This window comes from Paenibacillus glycinis (genome assembly GCF_009909185.1).
In the GTDB taxonomy this organism is placed as follows: domain Bacteria; phylum Bacillota; class Bacilli; order Paenibacillales; family Paenibacillaceae; genus Paenibacillus_Z; species Paenibacillus_Z glycinis.
Genome location: NZ_JAAAMV010000036.1, coordinates 25,746 through 46,333, shown reverse-complemented (window position 1 = coordinate 46,333; position 20,588 = coordinate 25,746). Strand labels below are relative to the sequence as shown.

The following is a 20,588-nucleotide window of genomic DNA, read 5'->3' as shown; positions in this document are numbered from 1 at the left end:
GTCGAAGTAAAATATCCGGCGAGGGACAGACCTCTTGCCTAACCGGGTACGTTAGTTTTATAGCGACATGCGGAGGCAGCCGGTCACAAGATCGGTTGCTTTCTCTCAATTTAATAGCAGTTGCGGGTAGTCATCCAATCCGGGGCGATAAGGACCTCTATCGATTAAGGACGGTTTTTAATTGGCCGGTTTGCTTCGGTTACCAATTGCTAGTTGAAGTGCTATGATAGTTGTAAAATGTGTTACCCAACAAAAAAAGGGGATTCCTCATGAAGGTAAGTATTCTAGGGTTTGTTATTTCGTTGGTTTTGCTTGGTATTCTAGCCGCATGTTCGAGTGATAAAGCAGGGGTAATGTCTACGAAACACAACGATAGTCATCCCACTAGCAGCGAAATACAAGCGACAGTTGGACCTGCAACGGAAGTTGTCGATCCAGGCGTCCAACCGGAAGCGGAGAAAGTAACCGGTACTGTGCCTGATGCCAATAGTTCTGCTTCTGAACAGAAGACATTGGATGTATCTGACAGTACTAATACGATTGACTCGAAAGTGGCACCAGAAGGAATTCCCGAAAAGCCAATTCATACGGATGTTTTCGATTTAGATGGTCAAAAATACTCCGTTCTATATTGGAACGAGGGCGAGTTTGACTACACCCGTTTTGCCATTATGAAGCAGGACATGATTGTTTTTGACAGTCAGGAGCAGGGGGTCACGTTCGAAGGCGGCGCCGGCGGGCAAACCGATGGAGAGTCCTGGTCGACAGGTTTAGTTTACAATGGCCACGCTGTATTTCTTTTTGACCTCGTAGACAATCGCCCCGATCCATATTCGATTCTTATCGAAGAGGTCGATGACGAGATCAAACTAACGATTCGAGACAATATCGAACTCGATTTTGCTCTAACCAAAGGAGTTCCCGAGTTGTTCGGCTTCCCTTCTTATGGTCAAATGCCGTTATCCCCCGCGCTCGACGCCGTGTACGTATGGCAATCCGACCATTATGAAGTTAGTGCGTCATTGACGCAACAGTACTGGGAAAAAGAGCTGCATAACAGGCAACTTGCCTTCAAGCAGGAGCCGAATGAGATGCGTCTGGATTCGCTTCTTTCTGCTTATCTGCTATTGAACCGCATAGAGGATGGCAGGCAATGGCTGGAGGAATATAGCCAGAACGATACTTCATCCGATAAGGAGTACTTACAGACCTACAAGGACTATTTAAATGACAAGGACATGGTAAATGTAGCCCAATATGAGCACTGGATGGACAAACTTCCTCCGCTTGCGAATGGCGACAAGCTTTCTTACGGCAACTGACATGGTTGGAATGGAGAAATTGGCTTATTTTATCGTCCACGGTGTCGTGAGAAAAAAGAATTAGACCGAGGTAACGAGCAGGATAGTTCAATCCTGTTATCGAACACCTAGGCAACGGGCGAAATGATGAAGTTGACAAACGCAACTTACATTGGAAAGCCTACCGGAATAAACGACAAGACGCACACAACGATAAGGAGTGAGGGTTATGAAATTATTGCTCACCTCTGCAGGCGTGAATAACAAAAGCATGCACGACGCGCTAGTCGACATGCTGGGCAAGCCGATCGCCGACTGCAATGCCTTGTGCATCCCTACCGCGATGTACGGACATCCATGGGTCGGACCCGGCGTCAAAGCCTGGCAGTTCATCAGCGGGAATTCCGAGAATCCCATGGTCGACCTGGGCTGGAAGTCCGTCGGCGTGCTGGAGCTCACGGCGCTGCCAAGCATCGCCAAAGAACGCTGGGTGCCGGCGGTGCGGGAGACGGAAGTCCTGCTGGTGTCGGGCGGGGACGCCCTCTACCTAAGCTACTGGATGCGGCAGTCCGGACTGGCAGAGCTCTTGCCGTCGCTGCAGGCCGTTTATGTGGGAATGAGCGCCGGGAGTATGGTGATGGCGCCCAATATCGGGGAACTCTTCGTGGGCTGGACTCCGCCCAACGGCGGCGATGAAACGCTGGGTCTGGTAGATTTTGCGATATTCCCGCATCTGGATCACGAGCTGCTGCCCGGAAACACCATGGCTGCCGCGGAGAGATGGGCCGCCGGGATGCAAGGGCCGACATATGCGATTGACGATCAGACCGCCATCAAAGTGATCGACGGAGCAGCCGAAGTCGTTTCCGAAGGGAAATGGAAATATTTTCCGCGCTGATATCCCTTGCCGTGGAGCCGGCGGATACGATTGCTCGATAAGATTGTTCGGCTGCTGGTTACATCGATCAGCTGCTCTTGAATTGAAGTAGGACATCCGGAAGAGAATCCGCATGCGCCGATCGAACATTTTGATCATCCAATTGGAGGCGAGCTGGTGAGGAAGCTGCGTTGGGGCATCATGGGGTGCGCTCAAATTGCCGCGAAGGCGTTTATTCCGTCCGTCCGGTCCTCGGACACTCATGAGATCGCCGCTGTTGCAAGTCGCGATGTAACAAGAGCGCGGACGTTTGCAGACAAGCATGGCATACCGGACGCTTACGGCAGCTACATGGAGCTGCTTGCCGATCCAAACATCGATGCGGTATACGTACCTTTGCCGAATCACATGCACCGGGAATGGACGATTCATGCCGCCCGGGCAGGCAAGCATGTGCTGGTCGAGAAGCCGATGGCGGTGTCGGAGCGGGATGCGGTCCAGATGGTTGAGGCTTGCGAGCAGTTCGGCGTTCATTTTCAGGAGAACGTCATGTATCGCTATCACCCGCGCTACGACCGGATCAAGGAAATCGTCCATTCCGGCGAGATCGGTTCGGTGAGGGCCATTCACGGCGTCTTTACATCGGACCGTTCCGCCATGGAGGGCGATATCCGATTCCGTCAGGAGATGGGCGGCGGCGGCATGTACGACATCGGCTGCTACTTGCTGAGCGCCGCCCGTTACGTGTTGGAGAAGGAACCGGCGGCTGCGACGATGCAGGCGTTATTTTCACCGGAACATGGCGGCGTCGATATGATGGCTTCCGGTCTCGTCGAATTTCCTGGCGACGCGGCTTTTACGTTTCAGTGCGGCTTGTGGGCGGACTTCGCCAATACGCTGGAAATCAGGGGCACGCATGGGACAATCCGGCTGCCTTCGGCATTCTCGCTTCGCAGCGATTTGAGCCCTGACATTCAGGTTACCGTGCGCGGCGAGATGCGGATCGAACCGTTCGAGCGCGGCAACCAGCAGCTGCTGCTGTTGAACAGGTTCGCGAGAGCGGCGCTTTACGGCGAGCCGGAACCGGTCAGTCCTTGGGACGGCGTGCGAACGATACGGGTCATCGAGGCATGCCTTGCTTCCGCGCGCGACAAGCGACGGGTGGTCATCGAGCCTTTCCAAGGTCGCGTCGGAGCGGATTGAACGCCCGCGGTACGATTTCGTTTTCTTGCAGTCAAAATCCAAATAAGGCTTCCAGCTATCTGGAAGCCTTATTTGCGTTTCAATAGATGCCTTCGATTCAGTGGATTCCTCGCTAAGAGGCAAAAATAATTCGGAGCATGTCTTCAATCATTTGGCGAAGCTGCGTCGAGTTTTTGGCGACGATTTTGAATCCTCGCGACGCGCTTGTCAGAAGGCGTGCCAACTTCTCCGGCGAGAGACGGTTGGGGTTGTCGGCGAATTGCGATTCCGATTTTAAAATCGAGGTCAGTACGACTTCAAGTTTATTGTAGCTCGCATCGAGTGCCTCTTGAGCAAACGATAAAGAGCTGTCGGTCATTTCTTTCACTTCGGGCGAACGCAACGATTGATCGAAATTGTGGATCGACCACACTTCGAACGCATATAAAATCTTGTCTTCAGGCGTGTTTTTGGAAGAAAGTCCTTCCTTTATTTCAGCGATGAGCGTGTCGCCATAGTGAAGAATCGTTGCGTTAAACACTTCCTCCTTGTTCTTGAAGTATAGATAGAGACCCGCGCGCGAAATACCGGCGGCTTCTGCTATTTCATTCATCGATACGCGCTTATAGCCATATTTGAAGTACACGTCTAATGCAACGGTTAGGATATGAAGCTTTTTTTTGTCGTCCATGGATACATTATTATACACTTTACAAACTTTGTCCAGTCGTATAATATGCACATATAGACATTATACGTTTATTGTCTAAATAAATATTCAGGGAGACTTGTCATGAAGACAACAAGTTAAGACGTCGCGGTTATTGTTCCTGTGGATAAAAAAACTTATGCATATGACTGACATACGCGAATGGGCCATCTACTTTCAAGACCTATCTTTCATTCGAACATTTAAAGGAGATCTATAAAATGACAACTAAGCAATCATCTATCGGCTCCGGCTTCGGAGCATCCTCAACGGCCGAAGAGGTCATCCAAGGTATCGACTTGAACGGCAAAATTGCCATTGTCACCGGCGGGTATTCCGGACTTGGTCTTGAGACCGTGCGCGTGCTGCGTGCTGCCGGAGCACAAGTCATCGTTCCGACGCGCGATCTCGACAAGGCCGCGACGGCGCTTGCGGGCATCGACGGCATCGAAATCGAAGCGATGGACTTGCTGGACCCTGCCTCGATCGACGCCTTCGCGGAGAAGTTTCTGGCCTCCGGCAGACCGCTTCACATCCTGGTAAACAGCGCAGGGATCATGGCTTCTCCGCTGAGACGCGATCCGCGCGGATACGAGTCTCAATTCGCGACGAACCATCTGGGCCATTTCCAGCTTGTAGCGCGGCTTTGGCCCGCGCTGCGCTTGGCGCACGGCGCACGGGTCGTCTCCGTTTCGTCCTGGGGGCATCACTTTTCTCCAGTCGTGTTCGATGATCCGAATTTCAATCATAGGGAGTATGACCGCTGGGCGGCCTACGGTCAGTCGAAGACGGCCAACGTTCTGTTTGCCGTCGCACTCGACAAACGCGGCCAGGCCGACGGCGTGCGCGCCTTTTCCCTTCATCCGGGCAGCATCGTAGGAACCGGTCTCGAGAAGCATCTTTCGAACGAGGAACTGCTCGCGGCAGGCGTCATCGACGAGAACGGACAGCCGGTCCTCGATCCGGCGAAAAATCTCAAGACGGTGGGGCAAGGTGCTGCTACCAGCGTATGGTGCGCAACGAGCGCGCAGCTTGACAATATGGGCGGCGTATACTGCGAGAATTGCGATATCGCGCCTCTAGGCCGGGACGCCGAGTCCGAATTCGAGTTGGACAACAATTCGACGTTAACGGACTCCGGCGTAATGCCATACGCGGTCGATCCCGAAGCGGCCGAGCGGCTTTGGAGCCTCAGCGAACAGCTGATCGGGTTAACGTTTGCCATCTAATAGAACGAAATGATCGGCCGAGGTCTGCATTCCGAAATGGGATCTCATTCTATATAGAACAGATAGAGCAAGGAGAATGAAAAATGGAAGAGACAAAAAAAGCCCTGACCAAAGCAGCCGTTACTTTCGCCAAGGATCTCGAATGGTTCGACACGATGCCGGGCGAACAAATGGCCATTCGCATCCACAGCAATCGAGTCGGAGGGGCGATCACCGTCATCGAAGCGCGCGTACCGGCTTTGATCGGTCCCCCGAAGCATATTCATAAGGAACGGGAAGAGGTATTCGAGATTCTTGAAGGAACATTCCGTTTCCAATGCGGGGAGGAAGAATTCGAAGCTGCTCCCGGAACGAGCGTCGTGGTTCCTCGCGGCGTGCCTCACGCGTGGGCTAACGTCGGAACCGAGACTGGACGTATCCTTTTCACTTTCGCGCCTGGCGGCATCGACGACTTCTTTCCTGAAATCGGCCGGCATTCGCTCGAGGATATCGGTCGACTGGCCGAGCGGAACGACACGCTAATTATCGGGCCTCCGTTGCTTCAGCAATCCAGGTAACACTGAAGACGGACAACTTCCAAAAAGAGAACACGATCCCATAGAAACGGCCCCCGTCTTGTTAACAAGACGGGGGCCGTTTTGGCGCGCGACGAATCCTCGCTCGCGCGTTCTTCATTTACCGCAACGTTCAAGACCAGGCTCGCAGCCCTTAGCGGGGCTCTTGGGATCCGTCGAAGTATGCGCCCGACTCCAGATCGTTCACGAATCGCTGGAGCCACTCGTAATAGCTGAGCGCATGCTTCAGCTTGTGCAGATCCTCGAGACACAGCTTGCGTTCTTCCTCCGAGGTATGGAGCGCCAGAATCGTCTCCGACAACGGGGGGATGACATCCTCGATCGCCTGCCGCATGACGTCGATCTCCCGCTGCAGCTTCGTCGTGAAGAAGGATTGGAACGCTTTGAAGAAGTTCGTCTCCGCGACGTAAAGATCCTTGCGCGCGTCTTTTTCCTTCAGCTTGGTTACCATTTTCGATTCGGTAAGCGAGCGGACGGCATAGCTCATGTTGCTCTTGCTCATGTTCATGTCCGTCTGCATCTCGTCCAAGGTCATGGGCCGATCTTCGAAAAACATAATGCCGTACAGCTGCCCGAAGCTGTAGTTAACCCCGTACAGGTCCATCGTCTGGGCGATCGCGTCGATTACTTTGGCTCGGAGCTGCTCGCGGTGCGAGGAAGGCTCTTTCATTCTACCGGATGTTTCTTTCTTCATCGTAACGCCTCCAGCTATGGCTCTCTATCGACAATTTTACACAAATTACAAGTAATTTTCACGTAGGCATAACCTTTCTCTCTCTTTCCTATCGTACAATAATTTTTGAATCGATACAAATAAAGAGATTAATAACCCGTAAAACCAGTATTGTTAAAATTTTATTGAACGTTGGGAGGTTAACATGAGAAAAAATAATTTTGCCGAAGAAGGAAAGGCGTTGTTGTTCACGCTGCCCGCCATGATACCGCTCGCCTTGTTCTGGTTCTTCCCGCTCGCTTACGTCATCTATTTAAGCTTCATGGAGTGGGACTTCATGAGCCCGGACAAGTTGTTCGTGGGGCTGGACAATTACCGCGAGATGTTCGCGGATCCGGCTTTCTTCCAATCGCTCCGCGTATCCGTGTTGTTCTGTCTCGGAAGCGTGCTGCCGATTATCGCGATCGGGCTCGGGCTCGCCTTGCTGCTGACGAGCAAGATCAAGGGCGGCGCCGTCTATCGGACGCTGATCTTCTCGCCCTGGGTCACGCCGACGGTCGCGGTATCGATCGTCTGGTCCTGGATCTATGAACCGGAGGTCGGGCTCGCCAACAGCGTGTTGAAAATGTTCGGGAGCGACGGCATCCGGTGGCTGGAGGATCCGAATTGGGCGCTCGTCGGCATCTTGCTCGTGACGATCTGGAAATCGGCCGGCTGGGCGATGATCTTCTACCTCGTCGCGATCCGCAACGTGCCGAACGATCTCAAGGAGGCGGCGGAGCTGGACGGCGCGGGCGTCTGGCGCAAGTTTCTGAACGTGACGCTGCCGCTCATCTCGCCTACGACGTTCTTCTTGATCATCGTGCAGATGGTGCAGGCGCTGCAGGCTTACGACCAGATCAACGTCCTGACGCAAGGCGGACCGGCAGGCTCCACGCGCACGCTGCTTTATCTCTATTATCAGTCGGCGTTCACGTCCTTCCAGATCGGTCAAGCCTCTGCCGTCGCGATCACGCTGGTCGTGGGCTGCGTGCTGCTCTCGCTCGCTTCCGGCCTTGTCGGAAGAAGAGCCGTTCACTATTAATCCGGCGCCTCGCAGGAAAGGAGCTACTCGTATGACGGTTTGGAGAAAACTAGGCGGATCCGCGCATTACGCGATTGTCGCCGCGCTCGCCGTGCTCATGGCGTTCCCGTTCTACTGGATGGTCACGAGCGCATTGAAAACGAACGACGAAATTTGGCAATTTCCGCCGACGTTATGGCCGCATGATCCGCTGTGGCATAACTTCGCGGATGCATGGGTCGCCGCGCCGTTCGCGCGTTATATGCTGAACAGCATCTTCGTCGCCGCCGCGATCGTCGTGATTCAGGTGATCAACTCCGGGATGATGGCCTACGCGCTCACGCATATGAAATTCCGCTTGAAGGGCGTATTCACTTCTTTGATTCTGATCGGGTACATGATTCCGGCGACCGCGGTGTATTTGCCCGGTTACATCATTCTGGGGAAGCTGCATCTGCTCGATACGTACGGCGGTTTGATTCTCTCGAACTGCGTCAGCATCTTCTCGATCTTCCTGATCAGGCAGGCGTTCCTGCAGGTGTCGCACGAGATGATCGAGGCCGGCCAGATCGACGGCGCTTCGCACTTTCGGATTCTGTGGACGATCCTGATCCCGCTGACCCGCGCTTCCTTCGCCGTACTGGCGTTGATCACCTTCATCGAGCAGTACAACAACTATTTCTGGCCGATGCTCATCACCAAGGATCCGAACCTTCAGCTCGTCTCGGCCGGGCTCCGCAGCTTCTTCGTGGAAGGAGGTGCATACGGATTGAAATGGCCGCTGATCATGGCCGCCAGCGCGTTCACGATTGCGCCATTGCTCGTGATTTTCGTCTTGACGCAGAAAACGATCATTCAAAGCGTCAATCTATCTGCGGGAGCCAGCAAAGGGTAAGGGTAGTGCAAACAGACAAAATAGTGGAGGGAACTAAACATGTCTACGATGAAAATGACTACGGCAGGGCTATTATTAACGTCTTTCTTGGTACTGACGGCTTGCGGCGCGACCAGCAATAACAACTCCGGCGCTTCCGGATCCGATTCCAACGCGCCGGCCAATACGGCCAATGCAAATGCCGACGCGGCGCCTGCCGAGACCGAGACGGAGACGCCGAAGGAGCCCGTGACGATCGAGTTCTGGTACGGACTCGGCGGCAAGCTGGGCGAGAACATGCAGACGTTGATCGATAAATTCAATGCGTCCCAATCGGACGTCATCGTGAAGCCGGTCGTGCAGGCCGACTACAGCGAGACCGAGAAGAAGCTGCAAGCCGCGATCGCGACGGGCCAGGTGCCTGCAGCCGTATTGTCCTCGAACGTCGACTGGGCGAGAAAAGGCTACTACGCGCCGATGGACGATCTGATCGCCGCGCAGCCGGATTTCAACAAAGACGATGTCGTCCCGACCTTCCTGGAGCAGGGCCAAGTCGACGGCAAGCAGTACTTCCTGCCGATGTACGGCACGACGCAGGTCATGTACTATAGCAAGGCAGCGTTCGAGAAGAGCGGCATCAAAGCCGAAGATATGACCACGTGGGAAGCGCTGGCGGCGGCGGCCGAGAAGATGACGGTCAAGAGCGGCGGCAAAACGACGTTCTACGGCTGGGAGCCGATGTGGAACCAAGATAATCTGATCGACGCCGCGTACAGCAAAGGCGGCAAAATCATCAGCGACGACGGCAAAACGATCATGATCGATTCGCCGGAATGGATCTCCACGTGGGAATTTTTCCGCAAAGCGATCTTCGACGACCAAACGATGCGCATTCACTCCGGCGGCCAAGGCTGGGAGTACTGGTACAAGACGATCGACGACGTCATGAAGGGCATGGCCGCAGGCTACACCGGTTCGAGCGGCGATCAAGGCGATCTGGACTTCACGAAGCTGGCCGCCATGGAACAACCGGGCTGGGAAGGCGTAGGCGCCGGCAAACCGGTCGCGCAAGCGATTCTCGCCGGCATCCCGGCAAAGGCAAGCCCGGAGCAGCAGCAAGCGGCGCTGCAATGGTTCGCGTTCTTCATGAAAGCCGAAAACACGGCCTTCTGGTCGATGAACACGGGCTATATCGCGGTTCGCCAATCGGCGCTGGACGATCCGGCTTTCGTCGAGTACAGCAAAGCGAATCCGCAAAGCACGATTCCGCTCAAACAAGCGGCGCATGCTTCCAAGCCGTTCCAGGATCCGACCGGCGGCAAAATCACCGACGCGCTCAAGATCGCCGCGGACAAGCTGGAGATCAGCAACGAACCGGCCGAGAAAGTGTTGAAGGAAGCGAAGGAAACCGCGCAGCGCGAGCTGGATAAATTGAACAAATAAAAGGAGGACGCGCGCATGCCGCGATTACGTGCAGCGGGCGCAGACGTTCCGATTCAAGCGATTCTGTTCGATAAAGACGGCACCTTGCTCGACTTTATCCACACGTGGGGGAACTGGAGCGAGCAGCTGCTCGCCCGGTTCTCCCGTCAGCTTGAGGCGAGGAAGCTGCCGCCGGTGACGGTCGATTTGCAAGGCTTGTGGGGAACCCGCCGCGCGGAAGACGGCGAGATCGTCGGTTATGACCGCAACGGTCCGCTCGCGATGGGAACGATCGAGGATTTGCTGACGGTGCTGGCTTGGCAGGGCTACCGGTCGGGATTGTCCTGGGCCGATGCGAAAGTGCTTGCCGGTGAATGCAGGGCTTACGCGGACGAACAACTGGCCGTTACCCGAACGGTCAAGCCGATCGCCGGGGTCGTACCGTTCTTGGAGCGGTGCCGGGCGAGCGGACTGACGCTTGGCGTCGTGACGGCGGACGAGACGGAGACGGCGCTTCGTCATCTGGACTGGCTTGGCATCGGGCATTATTTTGCCGCGTGCGTCGGGGCCGATCAAGTGGCGCGCAGCAAGCCGTACCCGGATCTGGTCGAGCTGGCCTGCCGGAGGCTGTCGCTGCCGAGCGCGCAAGTCGCGGTCATCGGGGATACGAACGGAGACATGCTCATGGCAAGGGCGGCGGGAACGGCGCTGGCCGTGGGAATCGCGGATCCGGAGCATTCCGGCAGGTCTATATTGCCAGACGCGGACGCGATCATCTCGAACTATGGCGAGCTTGAACTTAGGGAAGGCGAGTTATGAAAGGTGAGAACAGCATGGGTTGGCTATTGCTGAGCTGCGCGATCGTGCTGGAGCTGTCCGGCACCGTATCCATGAAGCTCTCGGAAAGCTTTACCCGCGGCGTGCCTTCCGTCCTGATGTTCCTTTTCTACGGAGCCAGCTTCACCTTGCTGAATTACGCGCTCGGATACTTGGGCGTCAGCACGGTATATGCGGTATGGTCGGGCGTGGGGATCGTCTTGATTACGATAGCCGGTTATTTCTTTTTCGGAGAAAAGCTGTCGATGTCCTCCTTGCTCTGGATCGGCGTCATCATCGTCGGGGTCATCGGCTTGAATATAAGCAATGAAGGACATTAGCGAGGAGGCGAATGAAGGGATGGGCAGTTCAGGCAGAGCGGAGCAAGCGGAAGCCGCGTCCATGACGCTGCCGCTTATGCGGTTTCAGGTCATCACGGACACGCACGTCAGATCGGAAGAGGAGCATCCCTATAATCGCCGCTTGGCGCGCGCGCTTCAGGATATCGCCGAGACGGCGCCGGACAGCCGCGGCATCATGCATGCCGGGGATATGACCGATCACGGATTCCCGGACGAATACGCTCGGTTCCGAAGCATCTGGGAGGCGCATCGGGACCGTCTCCCCGAGCTGCTGCTGACGATGGGCAACCATGACGTCGGCCTGGGCGAGCGGGAATCCCGATTCGCGAACTTCTTGGCGGCCTCGGGAATGTCCGCGCCGTATCACGATCATTGGATCGAGGGGGTCCACTTTATCTTCCTCGGCACCGAGGAGAATCTGGAACTCCATTGCTCGCTGTCCGCCGAGCAGCTGGCTTGGCTGGACGCGAGACTGGAAGAAGGCCGCGATTCCGCGATTCCGGCGTTCGTGTTCCTGCATCAACCGCTGCTGGATACGGTGGCCGGTTCCTACGCCGAGCAGCAATGGCACGGCGTCGTGCAGGACCAAGAGCTGAAGGCGGTACTCGCCAAGCATCGGAACGGCGCGATCTTGTTCACCGGGCATACCCATTGGGAAATGGAAGCCGCGCATAACCGCTTCGATGGCGGTCCGGCACTGCCGCCGATGTTCAATGCGGCTTCGGTCGCGTATCTATGGACGGACGAGAACGAACGCAAGGAAGGCAGCCAGGGCTACTACGTCGAGGTGTACCGGGATCGCGTCGTCGTAAGAGGCAGGGACTTCGAGCGAAACGCTTGGATCGACGAAGCCCGCTATGAATTGAAATACCCGTTGGAGTTTCCAATGGCATAAACGATAAGTGCAGGGCTCCCGCATTCGGGAGCCTTTTTTATTTCCAGCAAGCGGCCCATCCGTGCGGCCCAAGCCGGCAAAACCCAACCCCGTTGCGCGTTTCCAGCCTATTGTGGATGGAGTTATCACTTTTCACGAGCTTCTAAATAGCATATAATTATTAGAGATTAGTAAATCTTTTCACGAACTTTTGTCATTCATCGCGACGATCGGGTTAGGGTTGAAACGGAAAAGATGCGGCCGGGCCGTTCTTAGGCCTGGCAGGGTGCCAGAGCCGGGCGCCGGCATTCTTTCTGCAAATTTCAAGGTATAAGGACGGTAAACATGAGCAACATACAATCTAAAACTGACGTGATCTTAATTGGTGCCGGCATCATGAGCGCGACGCTCGGGACGCTGCTGAAGGAATTGGTGCCGGAATGGAAAATCTCCGTGTTCGAGAAGCTGGAGAATGCCGGGGAAGAAAGCTCCAACGAATGGAACAACGCGGGTACGGGGCATGCGGCCCTGTGCGAGCTCAATTACACGACCGAGAAATCGGACGGATCCATAGATATCAGCAAAGCGATCAAAATCAACGAGCAGTTCCAGCTGTCCATGCAATTCTGGTCTTATCTCGTGAACAGCAAGCTGATTCGCGACCCGCAGGATTTCATCATGCCGCTGCCGCATATGAGCATGGTGCTGGGGGACAAGAACGTGGCGTTTCTGAAGAAGCGGTTCGAAGCGATGACGGCGAATCCGCTGTTTCATGGGATGGAATTTTCCGATGATCCGAAGAAACTGATGGAATGGATCCCGTTGATCCTCCAGGATCGCCCGGCGAGCGAACCGATCGCGGCCACGAAGATCGACACCGGCACGGACGTCAACTTCGGGGCTTTGACGCGCATTCTATTCGACCACTTGAAGCGCAAAGGGGTCGAAATCAACTATAAACACAGCGTCGACAACATGAAACGCGCCGCCGACGGCTCGTGGGAGTTGAAGATCCGCAACGACAAGGGCATCGTCGAGCGCCACGCGGCCAAGTTCGTCTTCATCGGCGGCGGAGGCGGCAGCCTGCATTTATTGCAAAAATCCGGCATCCCCGAAGGCAAGCATATCGGCGGCTTCCCGGTCAGCGGCATCTTCATGGTGTGCAACAATCCCGAGGTCGTCGCGCAGCATCACGCGAAGGTCTACGGCAAAGCCAAGGTCGGCGCGCCGCCGATGTCCGTGCCGCATCTGGACACGCGCTTCATCGACAATAAAAAATCGCTGCTCTTCGGACCGTTTGCCGGCTTCTCGCCGAAATTTTTGAAGACCGGCTCCGTGTTCGACCTGGTCACCTCCGTCAAACCGAACAACCTCGTCACGATGCTGTCGGCAGGCGCGAAGAACATGGCCTTGACCAAATACCTGATCGAGCAAGTGATGCTGTCGAAAGAAAAACGGATGGAAGAGCTGCGGGAGTTTATCCCGAACGCCAAGACCGCGGATTGGGATCTGGTCGTAGCCGGCCAGCGCGTGCAGGTGATCAAGGATACCGCGGACGGCAAAGGCACGCTGCAATTCGGCACGGAAGTCATCACGGCCGCAGACGGTTCCATCGCGGCGCTGCTCGGCGCTTCGCCGGGCGCATCCACCGCCGTTCACGTCATGCTGGAAGTCATGCAGAAATGCTTCCCGCAGCGGATGAAGGCATGGGAACCGAAAATCAAAGAAATGATTCCGTCCTACGGCGTCTCCTTGAAGGACAACGAAACCCTCCTGCACGAAATTCATGCCTCGACGGCAAGCGCGCTCGGCCTGAGCGACAGCGCGCCGCATGCGTCGCGCCGATCCGTATCGGTGTAAGCCCAACGTACGCGTTCATCGACGGCATCCGAATGTTACAGCCATGATACAAGCAAGGATTCGCAATTTGCGAATCCTTTTTTTATTTCGCGATGCCGGCGCGGACGTCCCGTAACGGAGAAAGCCCGAAGAGGCGCTTGTATTCGCGAATGAACTGCGTCGCGCTTTCGTAGCCGACTTGCGATGCCGTTCGGGTCACATCGGAGTTGCCGCCCATCAGCAGCCGTTTCGCCTCTTGGAGCCGGATCCGTTTCTGGTATTGAAGCGGCGTCATCGCCGTGACGGCTTTGAACTTGTGATGCAGGTTGGATACGCTCATGTTGCCCAAGTCGGCTAGCTGACGGATCGTAAACGCGCTGTCGTAATGGGCGGTGATCCACTGGATCACGTGCTGGATCCCGGCCGCTTCCTGATGAAGCAGCATCCTGTTGTAGAAAACGTCGCCGCCCGCGCCGGTCAATAAACGAAAGAGCAGCTCGCGCTTCAGGGCGGGGGCAAGGAAAGCGATCGCGCGGGAATCGGCGGAGATCCGCAGCAGCCGCTCGATCACCTCGAGCGCTTCGACGTTCATCTCCCCGACGAATGCGCCCGCGCCCAAGGATTTGTCCGCATGGACGCCGACCTTCGCCTCCAAGGCGACCGACGTGACTTCTTCGGCGGTCAGGCTGATCTGCAGGGCCACGTACGGTTGTTCCGGCGACGCCTGCAGCACCGTGCCTTTGAGCGGCATGTGAATGCTCGAGGCCAGGTAGTTCCCCGCGCCGTACTCGATGCTATCCTGCCCAACCTGCAGCAATTTCTTCCCTTGAATGACCGCGCAGAACGAAGGGCCGAGCACGCCCTGCGCGACGGGAATGGGTTTGATTTCCTTCAGCACCGTCAGATACGGAATTTCCGTCCGGCTGGTACCGTCAATGAACGAATAACGAGACGCAAGCTCCAACAAGCGGCTCAAATCATGCGGCGCATCCGTGGCGCGGTTCTCCACCTTGGCACCTTCCTTTCGGTTCGGCAGTCCCACGTTCGTAGTCTTAGGCTATATTTAAGCACAATCGGACTATTTTTGCACCCGCATATACGTGAAAATAAAGATGCAAGCAAGACGGCAAACGCCAAACAAACCGAAGTCGTACCCCATCCATATCCACTACAAGGAGGCAACAATATGAAAGCCATGGTTGTGACGCAATACGGAAGCCCTGACGTCTTCAACGAAAACGAACTCCCGGATCCGCATCCGGGTCCTGGGCAGGTCAGCATCGACGTAACCCATTCCGCCGTCGGATTGATCGACGTCTTCGTGCGCCGCGGCACGATTCCCGTCTTCGCGCCGCCGTTCGTACCGGGCTTGGAGGTGGCCGGCACGATTCGCGAGATCGGCGAAGGCGTGACCGGCTTTCGGGTCGGCGAGCCCGTCGTGACGCTGTCCTTGATGAGCGTGGGCGGATACGCCTCCATAACGGTTGCCGATGCGGCGCTCACGATCTCTCTGGCCGGATTCCAGATCGACCCGGCGCTTGCCGTATCGGCGCTTCCGAATGCCGTGACCGCCTATCTGTCCCTTACGCGGGTGGCGCGCATGCAGCAAGGCGAGCGCATATTGATTCATGGCGCGATCGGAGGGCTCGCGGCCGCATATCCCGCCGTCGCGCGTTCGCTCGGCGCGTCCCGCATCGTCGGAACGGTCAGAACGGCTTCCAAGCTGGAGGCGGCACGGCGGTTGGATTATGACGAGGTCGTGCTGGCCGAAGAACTCGCCGCCTCGCTCGGAGACGAACGCTTCTCGCTCGTCGTCGATCCGGTCGGGGGAGACCTGCTTGCCGCGAGCTTGGAGCTGATGGAGCCGCTCGGCCGCGCTTTGCTTGTCGGCAACGCAAGCGAGCAAGCGTTGAACATCGCGAGCACTACGCTATGGTTGAACAATATCGGGGTCCAGGGCTTCAACGTGGGCGGTTACCTAAGCGCCAACCCGTCCGCCGGCCGGCCGGCGGCGGAAGCCGTGCTCCGGTTGGTGGAGGCAGGCTTGATCGACATTCCGTTGACCCGCCTTCCGCTGGGGCAAGCAGCCGAGGCGCATCGCCGGCTCGAGGCCAAGGACATCGTCGGCCGGATCGTCCTCCAGCAAGCATAAGCCGCCTCCGGGCGCAGCTTCGCATGTTTAGCATAAACAGAAGATTGAACCTGGAAACCGAGACAGCGATAGCCAAGGACGAGAAATAAGTCCTGGACTATCGCTGTTGTTTTTGTTAATACTGATTCACCCTCGCCGGAGACTGCGCTCTATTAGAGCTTCCCGTTCCAATAAGTCACTTTGTCTACTTCCAACCTCACCGAGGCGTGTCCCCGTTTCTTTGCTTTGCCGATCGCAATCATCAGCACGTTCACGAGATTGTCCGGAATATCGAATTCTTTGCGAAACGCTTCGACATCATAGCCGATCATAGGTAAGGTATCGTAACCTCTTGCTTTTGCGGCCAGCATAAACTGCATGGCTGCCAGACCGCTGTCGATCATGAGCCATTCCCGTTTCGCTTGTTCATCGGCATGTCCCGAAAAATCGTCCATGCTGTCATTGATTTTCTCCTTGACTTCTTCTGTCATGTAACCTCCGTCGACGGCATTTTGATTGAGGCGATCCGAATTTTCGACGGAGTACGCGTTCAGATCGCCTAGCAAAGCAACGACGGCAGACGCCTCGAGCACTTGTCGTTGTCCTAAAGCGATTTTGTGCAGCCTTTCTTTAAGGACGGGATCCGTGAATACCATAAATCGCCAGGTATTTAGATTGTGCGCGTTCGGAGCAAGGATAGCTTCGCCGATAAGTTCTTTGATTTCCCCTGCCTCCGTCTTCGTGTTGTTATTAGGTTCCTATAGTTCACTGCCGCTTGGCTAAACTAAATGGCTAACAGGGATTAGTATGGTATAGTACAACTACATTGAAAAGTAACACTTCATGGCAAGGAGATCAACGTGAAGAAAATATATAACAATCAAGTGGAAGTCGTGTTGGACCTGATCGGGGGCAAGTGGAAGTCGCATATTATTTTTCATCTGGGAAGCGGTCCCGTCAGAACCGGCGAATTAATACGCTTGGTCGCGGGAATAACGCAGAAGATGCTGATCGAGCAATTAAAAGAGCTTGAACGAGACGGTTTGATTTCCAGGAAATCGTACAATCAAGTACCGCCGAGGGTCGAATATTCCCTTACGAATTACGGTTCTTCATTGAAAGATATTTTAAAAGTCGTTTGCGATTGGGGAGATGACTACGTGAAGGACAGATACCCGACCGCGAAGTGACAATTAGGGCCAACGAGCAGGATACGCGCCATTAATCAAACGGCAACGGTTCTTGCATCGGTTGACGTCCTTCTATACAACGATAAAGCGGCGGCTGATCCTGATCGGCTGCCGCTACGCGTATTCAGCCGCATCCGTATCCTTGCATAAGGATTCGGCCGATTTTTCTTCGCGACATGCAGCGGACCGCGCGCGAAGGGCGTCTAATAGGGTGGAGGTGGTGATCCTGTGAAGCCGGCCGGCTCGAATACAAAAGCGCATTTCCCGCAAGACCCCGCGCAAGCGCTCGAACAGCTGATGGACAGCTTCGGCGCGATCGTCATGCGCACCGCTTATTTCTATACCGGCGATCGGCATCTTGCCGAGGATATCAGCCAGGACGTTTTTCTGCGCGTTTATCGAAAATGGACCTCGTTCCGGGGGGACAGCTCCGTGAAGACGTGGCTGACGACGATCACGGTCAACGTCTGCCGGGACAAGATGGGCGTCCGGATGTTCGCCGAGCAGCCGACCGACCCTGGCCGAATGGAGCAAGGCCGAACGATCGGCGTCGAGGAGGAGGCGCTTCGGCGGCTGGAGAAGAGCGAAGTGCTGCAGCATGTGCTGCGCCTGCCCTTGCCGTACCAAGAAGCGTTGTATCTGTATTATTATCTGGAATTGAGCACGCGGGAGATCGCGGAAGCGGTATCGTCGCCCGAGGGAACCGTGCGCAACAGACTGCACCGGGCGCGCGAGGCGCTGGCCCGGGAGATGAAGAAGGAGGAATAGACCGATGTCGGACATGGATGCGATATTGCGTCAACAGCTTCGGGAAGAGGCGGATGAACTGTTGTTTTCCGATATGGGATTAAGCGACCGGGTCAAGCGGAATATAAGGCAGCATGTAGGCGTGGAGAAGGTAGGCCGCCGGTTCGTTATGCCGAGAATGCGGGTCCTGGGAACGGCGGCGCTGGCCGTCGCGGTCATGATCGTCGCCGGATTTTTGCTGCTTCAACGGCCTGACGGCCCGGGTCCCGCTAATGGAGGGCTGCCCCCGGCAAACGGAGGCGTCGCCGGTTCGGAGCTGTCGCAGTTGATCTCGACCACGCTGAGCTCCGTGGAAGAAGCGAAAGCAGCCTTCGGAGCGGGCTTGAACGTGCCGAAGGTGCTGCCGGAAGGCTACGCGCTCTCGGAGATCGTATCGGCGGGGATAAAGAACGAGCCGGTAAGGGACGTCGTCTTCACGTACGTATCGGGCGAGCGGACGATGACGTTCCTGGTCAGCCGCGCGCCGGCCGCTTTCCCGAAGGAGATGTTCACGCCGACGAAGGTAGGCGGAGACGAGGGATTCGTGTTCGCGCAGCCTACGCTCACGGAGTTGTATTGGACGGCGGGCGGCGTCCAATACGGCATTACGGCTCCGATCACGGCCGACGAAGCGATGAAGGTCGCCGAATCGGTGAATCCGTAGGCATGCTTGCCTATATTGTCAGGGACCGATACAGGCAGCCGACGTGAGTCGGCTGCCTGTTCCGCGTTACGGGCCGCTGCATCCGGCAGGAGAACCCGCGTATTCGAACGCGCGCCGCGCCGGTTCGTCAACCGGCAAGAAAACCGCGACTCTGGGGTACATGCCGCTGCCGGCGGAGAGGAAGATTTGCTTGGTGCGGATCGGCACGAATTCGCCGGCGCTTGAAGTCCGGGCCAATACGATTTTGGCGGGAGGACCGCCCGTTTCCGGTTGCTTCGCCTCCATATTCCAATATTTGGAAGCGTCGTCGTAACCTTGAAATTTCCGAACCAGCTCCAGGTACCAGGCGTCATGCCGGGATAGCATGTGGTTTCGCTTGAACGCCCGTATACCGGCTATCGCATGCGATTCCCATTGCGCGAAGGATGCCGCGTCGAAGGTGGAGCGCGGGCGGACGGGCAGTTCGGCGTCGAAGTGAAAGTCGAAGAGGGTAAAGCGGTTGTCTTGAACGTAATCGCGGGAGATCCCGAACAATCGGCTGAAAGGCCCATTAACCGTCTGGATATCCAGGGTTTGGGTTATGAGCATGGCCGGATGGGTTACGTTTTCCATCAGCCGATGCGCATGCTCCAGCGCAAGTTCGAGGCTGCGCCCGGTCGTCAAGGAAAGTATCGGGAGGTATCCGGCGGCGGCGAGCAGATCGTTTCGCTCATCGGAGTTGCATTCGAGGTAGTCGGCGATCCGAAGCATCGTTTGGCGGTCCGGCAGTCTTAGCGAACGTCCGACAAGCAAATTTTTATAAGTCGGGCAGGCCTCGTCGTTCAACTCCTGCTGCGTGAACCGTTTTAACGACGGATGGGAGCGGTCGGCATATTGACGTTGACGCTTCATTCGGAGCGTCTCGATTTCTCCCAATGCGGTTCTCAGCGATTGCTCTCTATGCACGGCATTCTCCTCCTCTTGCTGGAATAGGTGTAGTTTTACGCTTGGGCCAAATGTTTTGTTCGAGTATACTCCTCTAGAAAACCGCGGTCAATTTAGATTCGCTTGAAGCCGCGGACAATCGGACAGGAGGAAACAACATGAGAGCAGTTGTGATGGACGAGTATGGGACGCCCGAGGTGCTGCGGGAACGGGAGCTGGCCGTACCGGCGTTGAAGGAAACCGAAGCGCTTGTGGAAATTCACGTCGCCTCGGTCAATTCGGGAGACCGCCTTATCCTCTCGGGAGCGTTCCGGGACGCATTGCCCCTGCGGCTTCCGCATGTGCTCGGTATCGAGATCGCGGGCGTCGTGAGCGAGGTAGGAGAGAACGTCACGCGCGTGAAGCGAGGCGACCGCGTCATCGGGCTGGCAGCAGCCGGCGGAGGCTATGCGGATTATGCGGCTTTGGACGAGAACCGTCTTGCCGTCATTCCGCCTGAGCTTTCTTTCCGTGAAACCGCCGCGTTGCCGGCAGTCGGATTGACCGCATGGCAGTCGTTGTTGCGGTATGGCCGGCTGCAGTCCGGCCAGCGCGTGCTTATTCATGCGGGAGCGGGAGCCGTAGGGCATATCGCCGTTCAGCTGGCCAAACTGCTCGGCGCTTACGTGATTGCCACGGCAAGTGCCCGTAATCTTGCATTCGTCCGGCAGCAAGGGGCGGATGAGGTGATCGATTATGCCGCGACCGAATTTTGGGATGGGATTCAGCCGGTAGATCTCGTGCTCGATATGGTGAGAGACGGCGGCGCGACGGAAAGGAACAGTTACGCGGCATTGAAGGACGGAGGCAAGCTGCTGTCCCTCGTATCTCCGGCGATCTCGCGCAATCCGGCGATTCGCGGCATCGAGGCGCAATTTGTCCGCCCGGAGCCGAACGGAAGCGATTGGTCGTCGTTGGTCCGCCTTGTCCAAGAACGCAGATTGAAGATTCATATTGACGGCATCTTTCCGTTCGGCGCCAAAGGCATCGCGGAAGCGTACCGCGTGCATGACGCCGGCGGCAAGAAAGGGCAGCTGCTCATTACTTGGGCACGTTAG

At 56.2% G+C, this 20,588-nt stretch carries 21 protein-coding genes and 1 pseudogene; 17 read left to right on the top strand and 5 right to left on the bottom strand.

What is annotated here, in order from left to right; translation table 11 throughout:
- Positions 1-269: 269 nt before the first annotated feature.
- The 3 genes from GT019_RS30195 to GT019_RS30185 all read left to right on the top strand — a co-directional run bounded on the left by GT019_RS30195 (position 270) and on the right by GT019_RS30185 (position 3,381).
- A complete protein-coding gene (locus GT019_RS30195; protein WP_161747174.1) occupies positions 270-1,322 on the top strand; it encodes a hypothetical protein in 1,053 nt (350 codons plus the stop codon).
- Positions 1,323-1,530: 208 nt separating this feature from the next.
- The gene (locus GT019_RS30190) at positions 1,531-2,199 is read left to right on the top strand and encodes a Type 1 glutamine amidotransferase-like domain-containing protein (protein ID WP_161747173.1); all 669 of its coding nucleotides are present in this window, start codon (positions 1,531-1,533) and stop codon (positions 2,197-2,199) included.
- A 156-nt stretch (positions 2,200-2,355) separates the two neighbouring features.
- Positions 2,356-3,381 (top strand): Gfo/Idh/MocA family protein, encoded by a 1,026-nt coding sequence (locus GT019_RS30185; protein ID WP_328804075.1) that lies wholly within the window; start codon positions 2,356-2,358, stop codon positions 3,379-3,381.
- Positions 3,382-3,493: 112 nt separating this feature from the next.
- Here the strand turns inward: GT019_RS30185 and GT019_RS30180 are convergent, their stop codons facing one another.
- Positions 3,494-4,051 carry a TetR/AcrR family transcriptional regulator gene (locus tag GT019_RS30180; protein ID WP_161747172.1) on the bottom strand — a complete coding sequence of 186 codons (558 nt, stop codon included), beginning with the start codon at positions 4,049-4,051 and terminating at the stop codon, positions 3,494-3,496.
- 239 nt (positions 4,052-4,290) lie between these two features.
- Here GT019_RS30180 and GT019_RS30175 point away from each other — a divergent pair, with 239 nt between their 5' ends.
- Both GT019_RS30175 and GT019_RS30170 read left to right on the top strand, forming a co-directional pair.
- Complete coding sequence (locus GT019_RS30175) at positions 4,291-5,298, top strand: oxidoreductase (protein ID WP_161747171.1); 1,008 nt, start codon at positions 4,291-4,293, stop codon at positions 5,296-5,298.
- An 83-nt stretch (positions 5,299-5,381) separates the two neighbouring features.
- The gene (locus GT019_RS30170) at positions 5,382-5,855 is read left to right on the top strand and encodes a cupin domain-containing protein (RefSeq protein WP_161747170.1); all 474 of its coding nucleotides are present in this window, start codon (positions 5,382-5,384) and stop codon (positions 5,853-5,855) included.
- A gap of 151 nt (positions 5,856-6,006) precedes the next feature.
- Here GT019_RS30170 and GT019_RS30165 read toward each other — a convergent pair whose 3' ends face one another.
- Positions 6,007-6,567, bottom strand: coding sequence for a GbsR/MarR family transcriptional regulator (locus GT019_RS30165; protein ID WP_161747169.1), 561 nt, complete (start codon positions 6,565-6,567; stop codon positions 6,007-6,009).
- Positions 6,568-6,751: 184 nt separating this feature from the next.
- Here GT019_RS30165 and GT019_RS30160 point away from each other — a divergent pair, with 184 nt between their 5' ends.
- From GT019_RS30160 to GT019_RS30130, 7 genes are all read left to right on the top strand, one after another.
- The gene (locus tag GT019_RS30160; protein WP_161747168.1) at positions 6,752-7,630 is read left to right on the top strand and encodes a carbohydrate ABC transporter permease; all 879 of its coding nucleotides are present in this window, start codon (positions 6,752-6,754) and stop codon (positions 7,628-7,630) included.
- A 31-nt stretch (positions 7,631-7,661) separates the two neighbouring features.
- Positions 7,662-8,504: a carbohydrate ABC transporter permease gene (locus tag GT019_RS30155; protein ID WP_161747167.1), complete on the top strand. Its 843-nt coding sequence runs from the start codon at positions 7,662-7,664 to the stop codon at positions 8,502-8,504.
- Between the two features lie 39 nt (positions 8,505-8,543).
- Entirely contained in the window at positions 8,544-9,926 is a 1,383-nt protein-coding gene (locus GT019_RS30150; RefSeq protein ID WP_161747166.1) for an extracellular solute-binding protein, read from the top strand.
- 15 nt (positions 9,927-9,941) lie between these two features.
- Complete coding sequence (locus GT019_RS30145; RefSeq protein ID WP_161747165.1) at positions 9,942-10,724, top strand: HAD family hydrolase; 783 nt, start codon at positions 9,942-9,944, stop codon at positions 10,722-10,724.
- Positions 10,725-10,738: 14 nt separating this feature from the next.
- Positions 10,739-11,062, top strand: coding sequence for a DMT family transporter (locus GT019_RS30140; RefSeq protein ID WP_201755652.1), 324 nt, complete (start codon positions 10,739-10,741; stop codon positions 11,060-11,062).
- 19 nt (positions 11,063-11,081) lie between these two features.
- Positions 11,082-11,978, top strand: a complete 897-nt coding sequence (locus GT019_RS30135; RefSeq protein WP_161747163.1) for a metallophosphoesterase family protein — start codon at positions 11,082-11,084, stop codon at positions 11,976-11,978.
- A 324-nt stretch (positions 11,979-12,302) separates the two neighbouring features.
- The gene (locus GT019_RS30130) at positions 12,303-13,817 is read left to right on the top strand and encodes a malate:quinone oxidoreductase (protein WP_161747162.1); all 1,515 of its coding nucleotides are present in this window, start codon (positions 12,303-12,305) and stop codon (positions 13,815-13,817) included.
- Positions 13,818-13,899: 82 nt separating this feature from the next.
- Here GT019_RS30130 and GT019_RS30125 read toward each other — a convergent pair whose 3' ends face one another.
- Entirely contained in the window at positions 13,900-14,805 is a 906-nt protein-coding gene (locus GT019_RS30125; protein ID WP_161747161.1) for an AraC family transcriptional regulator, read from the bottom strand.
- 177 nt (positions 14,806-14,982) lie between these two features.
- Between GT019_RS30125 and GT019_RS30120 the strand changes: the two genes are divergently transcribed.
- Positions 14,983-15,948: a quinone oxidoreductase family protein gene (locus tag GT019_RS30120; RefSeq protein ID WP_161747160.1), complete on the top strand. Its 966-nt coding sequence runs from the start codon at positions 14,983-14,985 to the stop codon at positions 15,946-15,948.
- A gap of 152 nt (positions 15,949-16,100) precedes the next feature.
- On the opposite strand, the pseudogene GT019_RS30115 reads toward GT019_RS30120, so the two are convergent.
- A pseudogene (locus GT019_RS30115) lies at positions 16,101-16,658 on the bottom strand (nitroreductase family protein); the annotation flags it as partial.
- 129 nt (positions 16,659-16,787) lie between these two features.
- Here GT019_RS30115 and GT019_RS30110 point away from each other — a divergent pair.
- The 3 genes from GT019_RS30110 (at position 16,788) to GT019_RS30100 (ending at position 18,567) form a co-directional block, all read left to right on the top strand.
- Positions 16,788-17,117, top strand: a complete 330-nt coding sequence (locus GT019_RS30110; protein WP_161747159.1) for a winged helix-turn-helix transcriptional regulator — start codon at positions 16,788-16,790, stop codon at positions 17,115-17,117.
- A 228-nt stretch (positions 17,118-17,345) separates the two neighbouring features.
- On the top strand, positions 17,346-17,885 hold the full coding sequence (locus tag GT019_RS30105; RefSeq protein WP_161747158.1) for a sigma-70 family RNA polymerase sigma factor: 540 nt from the start codon (positions 17,346-17,348) through the stop codon (positions 17,883-17,885).
- A gap of 4 nt (positions 17,886-17,889) precedes the next feature.
- Entirely contained in the window at positions 17,890-18,567 is a 678-nt protein-coding gene (locus GT019_RS30100) for a hypothetical protein (protein WP_161747157.1), read from the top strand.
- Between the two features lie 66 nt (positions 18,568-18,633).
- Here the strand turns inward: GT019_RS30100 and GT019_RS30095 are convergent, their stop codons facing one another.
- Positions 18,634-19,512, bottom strand: coding sequence for a hypothetical protein (locus GT019_RS30095; RefSeq protein ID WP_161747156.1), 879 nt, complete (start codon positions 19,510-19,512; stop codon positions 18,634-18,636).
- Between the two features lie 137 nt (positions 19,513-19,649).
- Between GT019_RS30095 and GT019_RS30090 the strand changes: the two genes are divergently transcribed.
- The gene (locus GT019_RS30090; RefSeq protein ID WP_161747155.1) at positions 19,650-20,588 is read left to right on the top strand and encodes an NADP-dependent oxidoreductase; all 939 of its coding nucleotides are present in this window, start codon (positions 19,650-19,652) and stop codon (positions 20,586-20,588) included.

What these genes read in the sequence shown, in the direction of transcription:
- GT019_RS30195 (WP_161747174.1), top strand. Translation starts at nt 270, where the DNA reads ATGAAGGTAAGTATTCTAGGGTTTGTTATTTCGTTGGTTTTGCTTGGT.
- GT019_RS30190 (WP_161747173.1), top strand. Translation starts at nt 1,531, where the DNA reads ATGAAATTATTGCTCACCTCTGCAGGCGTGAATAACAAAAGCATGCAC.
- GT019_RS30180 (WP_161747172.1), bottom strand. Translation starts at nt 4,051, where the DNA reads ATGGACGACAAAAAAAAGCTTCATATCCTAACCGTTGCATTAGACGTG.
- GT019_RS30175 (WP_161747171.1), top strand. Translation starts at nt 4,291, where the DNA reads ATGACAACTAAGCAATCATCTATCGGCTCCGGCTTCGGAGCATCCTCA.
- GT019_RS30170 (WP_161747170.1), top strand. Translation starts at nt 5,382, where the DNA reads ATGGAAGAGACAAAAAAAGCCCTGACCAAAGCAGCCGTTACTTTCGCC.
- GT019_RS30165 (WP_161747169.1), bottom strand. Translation starts at nt 6,567, where the DNA reads ATGAAGAAAGAAACATCCGGTAGAATGAAAGAGCCTTCCTCGCACCGC.
- GT019_RS30160 (WP_161747168.1), top strand. Translation starts at nt 6,752, where the DNA reads ATGAGAAAAAATAATTTTGCCGAAGAAGGAAAGGCGTTGTTGTTCACG.
- GT019_RS30155 (WP_161747167.1), top strand. Translation starts at nt 7,662, where the DNA reads ATGACGGTTTGGAGAAAACTAGGCGGATCCGCGCATTACGCGATTGTC.
- GT019_RS30150 (WP_161747166.1), top strand. Translation starts at nt 8,544, where the DNA reads ATGTCTACGATGAAAATGACTACGGCAGGGCTATTATTAACGTCTTTC.
- GT019_RS30145 (WP_161747165.1), top strand. Translation starts at nt 9,942, where the DNA reads ATGCCGCGATTACGTGCAGCGGGCGCAGACGTTCCGATTCAAGCGATT.
- GT019_RS30140 (WP_201755652.1), top strand. Translation starts at nt 10,739, where the DNA reads ATGGGTTGGCTATTGCTGAGCTGCGCGATCGTGCTGGAGCTGTCCGGC.
- GT019_RS30135 (WP_161747163.1), top strand. Translation starts at nt 11,082, where the DNA reads ATGGGCAGTTCAGGCAGAGCGGAGCAAGCGGAAGCCGCGTCCATGACG.
- GT019_RS30130 (WP_161747162.1), top strand. Translation starts at nt 12,303, where the DNA reads ATGAGCAACATACAATCTAAAACTGACGTGATCTTAATTGGTGCCGGC.
- GT019_RS30120 (WP_161747160.1), top strand. Translation starts at nt 14,983, where the DNA reads ATGAAAGCCATGGTTGTGACGCAATACGGAAGCCCTGACGTCTTCAAC.
- GT019_RS30100 (WP_161747157.1), top strand. Translation starts at nt 17,890, where the DNA reads ATGTCGGACATGGATGCGATATTGCGTCAACAGCTTCGGGAAGAGGCG.
- GT019_RS30090 (WP_161747155.1), top strand. Translation starts at nt 19,650, where the DNA reads ATGAGAGCAGTTGTGATGGACGAGTATGGGACGCCCGAGGTGCTGCGG.